Raw genomic sequence first — 6,207 nt, 5'->3', positions numbered from 1 at the left:
GGTACTTCCCGAAGGGCACCGACCTCTCGCGCTGGTCCGCCGAAGAAATCGAAGCCGTTGCTCATGCGCTGAACACCAGACCCCGCAAGACACTCGGCTGGAGGACCCCGGCCGAGGCATTCAACGAGCAACTACTCTTACTCCAACAAGCCGGTGTTGCAACGACCGGTTGAGTCCAAGCAGTACACGTCCGTGAAGCTGACAACACGCTTGATGAGAGCAGGAATTGAGGCATCCATGGGTTCCATCGGGGACTCGTACGACAACGCCCTCGCGGAGAACCTCTGGATGCTCATCAAGACCGAGGGCCCGCGCGGCCGCACCTTCGCCACCCGGGCCGAGGCCAACCTCGCACTCTTCGAGTACATCGACGGGTTCTACAACAGCCGGCGCATCCAGAAACGCCTCGGCTACCTCAGCCCGGTCGAGTTCGAAGAGCAGCACTACGCCGAGCAGGCAGCGACCGAACGAGCGAACCTGAAACCCCGCCAACCTTGCCCCGAGACCCACAGCCCCACCCCGATCAAGCACCCGGTCACCCAGGCCTACCTCGACTTCATCGACCGCACCGGCAGCGACCACTTCAAGCTGCTCATCGACACCGGCGTCTTCCAGACCGCCCCGGTCGACGACGGTCACGAGGGCTTCGAGGGCGAGAAGCGCCCGGCGTTCCTGGAACCCCTGGCCGTCCCCATGTCCGACCTCGCCGACGTGCTGCCCCACGTGCACTTCATCCAGGCGAAGTTCTTCGAGATCGACGACCACCTGGACGACCTGCACATCCCCTGGCACGACATCCTCACCACCCTGCGCACGGCCGGCTGGCGGGGCTGGCTCTCCAGCGAGTACGAGGGCCGCCGCGAAACCTACCGGGACCGCGACCAGGTCCGCCGCCAGCACGCCCTGCTCCGCTCCCTGAACGGCAGCGCCGGCCTGGCATGACGTCCCGGAGGGCGTCCGGCCCGGCCCAGGTGCTCGACGGACCCGGCCTCAGGCACGAACGCCCTCCTCGCGAGCCGGCTGCCCAGCCCTCGCCGACGGCCACGCAGGTCGCGGCAGCCCCCGGGGCGACCCGGGACTCAGTCAGGGCCACTTGGTTCCGTTCCGTCCAGGCGGACAAGCCGAGCCACACGTGCTGTCCCAGAGCCACTTCCAGACGGGCCAGCGTCCCCGGATCCGGCAGGACCATTCCCCGGAGCGGGAGTCGAGGTTGCCGGTCGGCTCATCGGCGAAGACCACCTCGGGCCGCGCCACGAGGGCGCGGGCGATCGCGACGAGCTGCTGCTGCCCGCCGGAGAGCTCGGCGGGCCGGTGCCCGAGCCGGTCGGCGAGGCCGAGCACGGTGTCGATGTTGCGGGCGATGACGGCCGCCTGGGCGGCATGGTCACCGTCGGTGGGGTTGCCGTGGCTGTCCCAGACGACCTGGCCGGAGAGGTGGACGAGCCGACGGCCGGTGGTGACGACGAGTTTGGCTGCTGAGCCCGGGTGCGGTGTGCAGGCCGGGCGGATCGACGCGCTGGACGGTCACCGGGTGGCTCACTTCCGGTGGGTGGTGGTGAGGGCCGCGGTGAGGCCGTCGGCGAGGGCGGTGTCGTCCCGCTCGACACTCGCCCAGGCGATGTGGCCGTCGGGGCGGACGAGGATGGCGCGGACGTCGGCGAAGTCGGCCGGGGGCTGGTACGGGGTGGCGGTGTGGATGTGCAGTCCGGCGCGGGTGTACCCGGCGAGGCGGTCGCTGCCGGTGAGGTCCAGCAGGAGGTGGCGGTCGGCGCGCAGCAGGGCGAACAGGCCTGTATCGCCGAGGGTGAGGTCGGGGGCGCGGGTGCCGGTGAGCGGGTGCGCGTCGGGGGTGGTGGGCGGGTAGGTGACGGCGAGGGAGCTGACCTGGGCGGCCAGGCGGTCGTTGAGGTCGGGCAGGGTGGTGATCAGGCGGGCGAGCAGGCCGCGCAGGTCCAGGCCCTCGGGGGTGAAGGCGGTCATCAGGGCGACCTGGGCGCGGCTGGTGGCGGTGAGGTCGGCACCCACGGGGTGGCGTTCGGCGTGGTAGGTGTCCAGCAGGCCCTCGGGGGCCCAGCCGCTGAGCGTGGCGGCGAGTTTCCAGGCGAGGTTGGCGGCGTCCTGGATGCCGACGTTCATGCTGACGCCGCCGGCCGGGAAGTGCTGGTGGGCGGCGTCACCGGCGAGGAAGACGCGGCCCTTGCGGTACCGGTCGGCCAGGCGGGTGGCGTTGCCGTAGCGGGAGAGCCAGACCGGGTCGCGCATACCGAAGTCGGTGCCCGCCATGGAGCTGACGTTCTCGCGCAGTTCCTCCAGGGTCAGGTCGCCCGGCCAGGTAGTGGTCAGGTCGCGGGGAGTGATGCCGACCAGGCGATGGAGGCCGCCGGGCATGGGGACGGCCATCAGGGTGCCGGCCGGGCCGAAGTAGCTGTAACCGGGGACCGGAGGCTGGTCGAGGATGACGTCGCCGAGCCAGCCCAGCACGGTGGAAGGGGTGCCGGGGTAGTCGATGCCCGCCGCGGTGCGCACGGTGCTGTGGGCGCCGTCACAGCCGACCAGGTAGGCCGCCCGGAGGGTGGTGGGCCCATGCGGTCCGGTGGTGTGCACGGCGATGTGGTCGGGGTGCTCGGTGAAGCCGGTGACCTCGTGCCCGCGCCGGATGTCCGCGCCCAGGCCGGCGGCCTGGCCTTCCAGCAGCGCCTCGGTGCGTTCCTGGGGCATGGCGAGGGTGTAGGGGAAAGGGCTGGGCAGGCGGCGGAAATCGAGCCGGGAGTCGAGGACGCCGAAGTGGCCGCCGGGCAGCGGTATGCCCTCGCTGACGAAGGGCTCGTGCACCCCGCGCGAGGCGAAGGTCTCGATGGTGCGGGGGTGCACGGTCAGGGCTCGGGAGCGGGGATCACGTTCGGCGCGCGGCTCGATGACGGCGACAGTGACGCCCGCCCGGCGCAGTTCGCCGGCCAGCCACAGGCCCACGGGTCCGGCACCTGCGACGACAACCTGGTAGTTCATGGTCTTTCACTTCCTCGACACAACCCTTGGTCGGTGACCAACTATCTGCGATGCAGTAAACTAGGTCAGTGACCAAGAAGCAAATGGTGGAAGACGCCCCGAGCCAGCTCACACGCACCGCCGTGATCGCCGCCGCCCTCCACGTCCTGGACGAGCGCGGACTGGACAGCCTGTCCACCCGGGCGGTCGCCGACCGCCTCGGCGTCCGCATGAACACCGTGCTGTGGCACGTGAAGACCAAGGCCCGGATGCTGGAACTGATGGCCGACGCCGTCCTCGGCGGCATCCGCTACGACAGCCTGCCCGACACCCCGCTGGAACGCGCCCGTGAACTCGCCGCCCGTTACCGGCGTGCCCTGCTCGCCCACCGCGACGGCGCCGCCCTGGTCACCGGCACCTACCCGGCCGAACCGCACACGCTGCGCTTCGCCGACCACCTCGTCGACGCGCTCCTGAAAGCCGGCGCCGACGAGCAGCGGGCGGCCTGGACCGCCTGGACGGTCACTTACTTTGCCCTCGGCCTGACTCAGGAGGAACAGGCCGCCCCCGAGGAAAGCGACGAACGACTCACCCGCGCCGTCGCCCCCAGCACGTACCCGGCGCTGCAACGGGTCCTGCCCCACCTCCGGCAGGACTTCGAGCAGCGCTTCACCTTCGGCCTGCAGGCGATCCTCTCCCACATCCCCACATGACAGTCCTCCACGCCTTGGCCGCGGCCCGCTGCCGGCGAGGCCCCCAGCCGGGACAGCACCCACGGTTTGTTTGAACGCCCCGTGCGCGCCGTGCTCGAGGAAGACCAGTGCGTAGACCCGGTGAAGGTCCACCAGGTCGATACGGGCAAAATCTCAGGCGATGACCGACGGCTGCGTGGCCTGAAGCCGCCAGGACCGACGATCCGTCGAAGTGGGCGTGGGACGAGGGCTGAGAAACCGCGGAGGGCGTCGCCGGGCCGCTGTGCCCGGGCCTTCCGTGCCCCGGGCAGAGCGCGGGAGGGTCTAGGAAGTGGTGTCCTTGGCGGTGACGCGGTCATCCAGGCAGATGACTGCCGTCGGCGCGGCCGTGCCGGTTTTGGGGACGAGGCTGTTTCAGGGCCTGGGAGATCGCGGCGCCGACGCGGCGTCCGGTCGGATCTGCCGCTGCTCCTGTCTGGGGCCACTGGGCCGGGGTCCGGCTTGTCTGTCTGGTCAGTCCCACCAGAAGTCCCAGCAGTTCAGGTCGATGAGGTTCTCGGCGTAGGTGGCCAGGTCTCGGTGGGTGCCCTGCCAGATGTTGTCGGGGCAGAAGGCGAAGTGCTCGGCGGCAATGCGCAGGGCGTCTTCGAGGCCGTGTGGGGGAGGGCTGCGACGCTGAGGTGCAGGGTGTCGAAACCGACGCCGACGACGCGGGCGCCGAAGCGGTCTTCCCAGTCGCGCAGGACGGCGGAGAACGTGGCGGTGTCGTTGTCGTAGTTCACCGGGCCCTCCCAGCCGGCGGTGGTGAGGGCGTCGGCTCCACGGGGCGCGGCGACGAGTCCGAGGCGGGCGTGCGGGTGCCGGTCCAGGAAGACTTGCGCGTACTGATCGGCTGTCGCGTCGGCGTCCTCGACAGGCGTGGTGGCGGGTGCGGGTCCGGGCCAGGTCTGGCCGAACGGGGCGATGACGGCCAGGCGTTTTTCTGCATCCAGCTGGTCGTCTTCCTCGTCGGTGGCGGTGTGGTCCTGCCACCAGCGGGCGAGGACGGTCTGGGGATCGTGGTCTGCCGGGGAGGACATGCGTTCGGGGGACAGTTCGCCGCGGGCCCAGGGGCGGACGTCGGTGTCGTGCGGATCCAAGGGGGCGAGCAGGAGTGGCCAGAGGCCGGAGGCGGCATGCTCCGCGCGCAGACGGGGCCACAGGCCGGCAGAGGGCGGGCTGTCGCTCAGCCACAGCGGCTGCACGGTGCCGTGGCCTTCCTCCGACGTGATCATGCGGCCGGGCGGCAGTATCAAGCCCTGGGGCAGACGGGATTCGAGGTTCACGAGCGGATGCTAGGTTCCCGGTCCGACAACAGGCCCTGTGCCGGCGCGGAGCCGACAGGGCACGCAGCTCGTTCAGACCGCGCGGTGCCGGCTCGGAGGCCGGACGGGCGGGGAAGTCCTCGGTCGCCCTCCAGTCATTCCCGTCCTGGCGGCACCCGGGGCGGCAGCTTGGGTCGTCCAGTCGCCGTCGAAGAGCGCGGCGACCCGGCTCTATGTCAGAAGGTCCGGCCCGCCACCACGGCGGACGTGACGGGCCGGACTTGAAGGGCACGGTGCCATATCCGCGGATGTGCTCGAAGGGCGCTGTCACGTTGTCGGGTGTCTGACGGTGCGTCGGGGCATGGTGGCGCGCGGTCCGAGCCTGTGCTCAGGCCGGGGTGAGTCGGCCGGCGGCGCCGGTGATCTGGTCCCAGATGGCGAAGCGGATGGTCATCTCGAGGCGGTGTCCGGAGGCGGTCATGAGGTGACGGCGGGGTCGGAAGTGCGGTGAGATGCCACTGAACGAGGACAGAAACCTCTGGGCGGCGCCGACGCTGCGGAAGCCTTTCATGGCACGTTCGCGCTGCCGGGTGGGCTGGTGAGAGTTCTCGGCCCGGTTGTTCAGCCCCTTGTGAGCGCGGTGTTCCACCGAGGGCATCAGCTCCCGGTGGGCGGCGCGGTAGCTCTTCAGCTTGTCGGTGACCAGCACCCTCGGTACCCGGCACTGCTTCTTCAAGAGCTTGGCCATGAACCGCCTGGCAGCCTTCGCGTCACGCCGGGACTGGACCAGGATGTCCAGCACGTGGCCGTCCTGGTCCACAGCCCGCCACAGGTAGCGCCACTCGCCGTTGACCTTGAGGAAGACCTCGTCGAGATGCCATTTGTCGCCGGGCTGGGGCCGACGACGACGCAGCCCGTCGGCATAGGCCTGGCCGAACTTCACGCACCAGCGGCGGACGGTCTCGTAGGAGACGATCACGCCGCGTTGGAGCATCAGCTCCTCGACCTCGCGGTAGCTGAGCGGGAAGCGGAAGTACAGCCACACACAGTGGGAGATGACCTCCACCGGGTAGCGGTGCCCCTTGTACGACGGCGACACGTCCCCCACGGACAACCACCTCCAGCAAGATCAACCCCAAGATCATCCCACCGAGCCAGTCAACGTGACAGCGCCTCAGTGCTGCCCCCGGCGCGGGCGGGAGTGCAGCGGCGGCGGTCGGCGGTGC

Annotated in this window: 5 protein-coding genes and 3 pseudogenes; 3 read left to right on the top strand and 5 right to left on the bottom strand. The window is 70.2% G+C overall.

Going from position 1 to position 6,207, the window contains the following annotated elements; genetic code table 11:
- Both B7767_RS45585 and B7767_RS45580 read left to right on the top strand, forming a co-directional pair.
- A pseudogene (locus B7767_RS45585) lies at nt 1–173 on the top strand (IS30 family transposase); the annotation flags it as partial.
- 64 nt (nt 174–237) lie between these two features.
- Nucleotides 238–942 carry an IS3 family transposase gene (locus B7767_RS45580; RefSeq protein WP_179167570.1) on the top strand — a complete coding sequence of 235 codons (705 nt, stop codon included), beginning with the start codon at nt 238–240 and terminating at the stop codon, nt 940–942.
- 249 nt (nt 943–1,191) lie between these two features.
- Here the strand turns inward: B7767_RS45580 and B7767_RS47590 are convergent.
- Both B7767_RS47590 and B7767_RS43635 read right to left on the bottom strand, forming a co-directional pair.
- Nucleotides 1,192–1,509 (bottom strand): annotated as a pseudogene (locus B7767_RS47590) (ATP-binding cassette domain-containing protein); the annotation flags it as partial.
- Between the two features lie 27 nt (nt 1,510–1,536).
- Nucleotides 1,537–3,006, bottom strand: a complete 1,470-nt coding sequence (locus tag B7767_RS43635; RefSeq protein WP_085576602.1) for an FAD-dependent monooxygenase — start codon at nt 3,004–3,006, stop codon at nt 1,537–1,539.
- A 68-nt stretch (nt 3,007–3,074) separates the two neighbouring features.
- Here B7767_RS43635 and B7767_RS43630 point away from each other — a divergent pair, with 68 nt between their 5' ends.
- Nucleotides 3,075–3,698 carry a TetR/AcrR family transcriptional regulator C-terminal domain-containing protein gene (locus B7767_RS43630; protein WP_085576601.1) on the top strand — a complete coding sequence of 208 codons (624 nt, stop codon included), beginning with the start codon at nt 3,075–3,077 and terminating at the stop codon, nt 3,696–3,698.
- Nucleotides 3,699–4,190: 492 nt separating this feature from the next.
- Here the strand turns inward: B7767_RS43630 and B7767_RS48995 are convergent, their stop codons facing one another.
- From B7767_RS48995 to B7767_RS43620, 3 genes and pseudogenes are all read right to left on the bottom strand, one after another.
- Nucleotides 4,191–4,310, bottom strand: coding sequence for a DUF4253 domain-containing protein (locus B7767_RS48995; RefSeq protein WP_256923798.1), 120 nt, complete (start codon nt 4,308–4,310; stop codon nt 4,191–4,193).
- Nucleotides 4,311–4,402: 92 nt separating this feature from the next.
- A pseudogene (locus tag B7767_RS48990) lies at nt 4,403–4,756 on the bottom strand (DUF4253 domain-containing protein); the annotation flags it as partial.
- Between the two features lie 613 nt (nt 4,757–5,369).
- Nucleotides 5,370–6,089, bottom strand: a complete 720-nt coding sequence (locus B7767_RS43620) for an IS6 family transposase (RefSeq protein WP_085576600.1) — start codon at nt 6,087–6,089, stop codon at nt 5,370–5,372.
- Nucleotides 6,090–6,207 lie beyond the last annotated feature (118 nt).

It is taken from the genome of Streptomyces sp. 13-12-16, from assembly GCF_002114215.1.
Classification (GTDB): Bacteria; Actinomycetota; Actinomycetes; order Streptomycetales; family Streptomycetaceae; genus Streptomyces.
The sequence above is the reverse complement of the archived record's forward strand: the minus strand, read 5'-3'. Positions and strand labels throughout refer to the sequence as shown.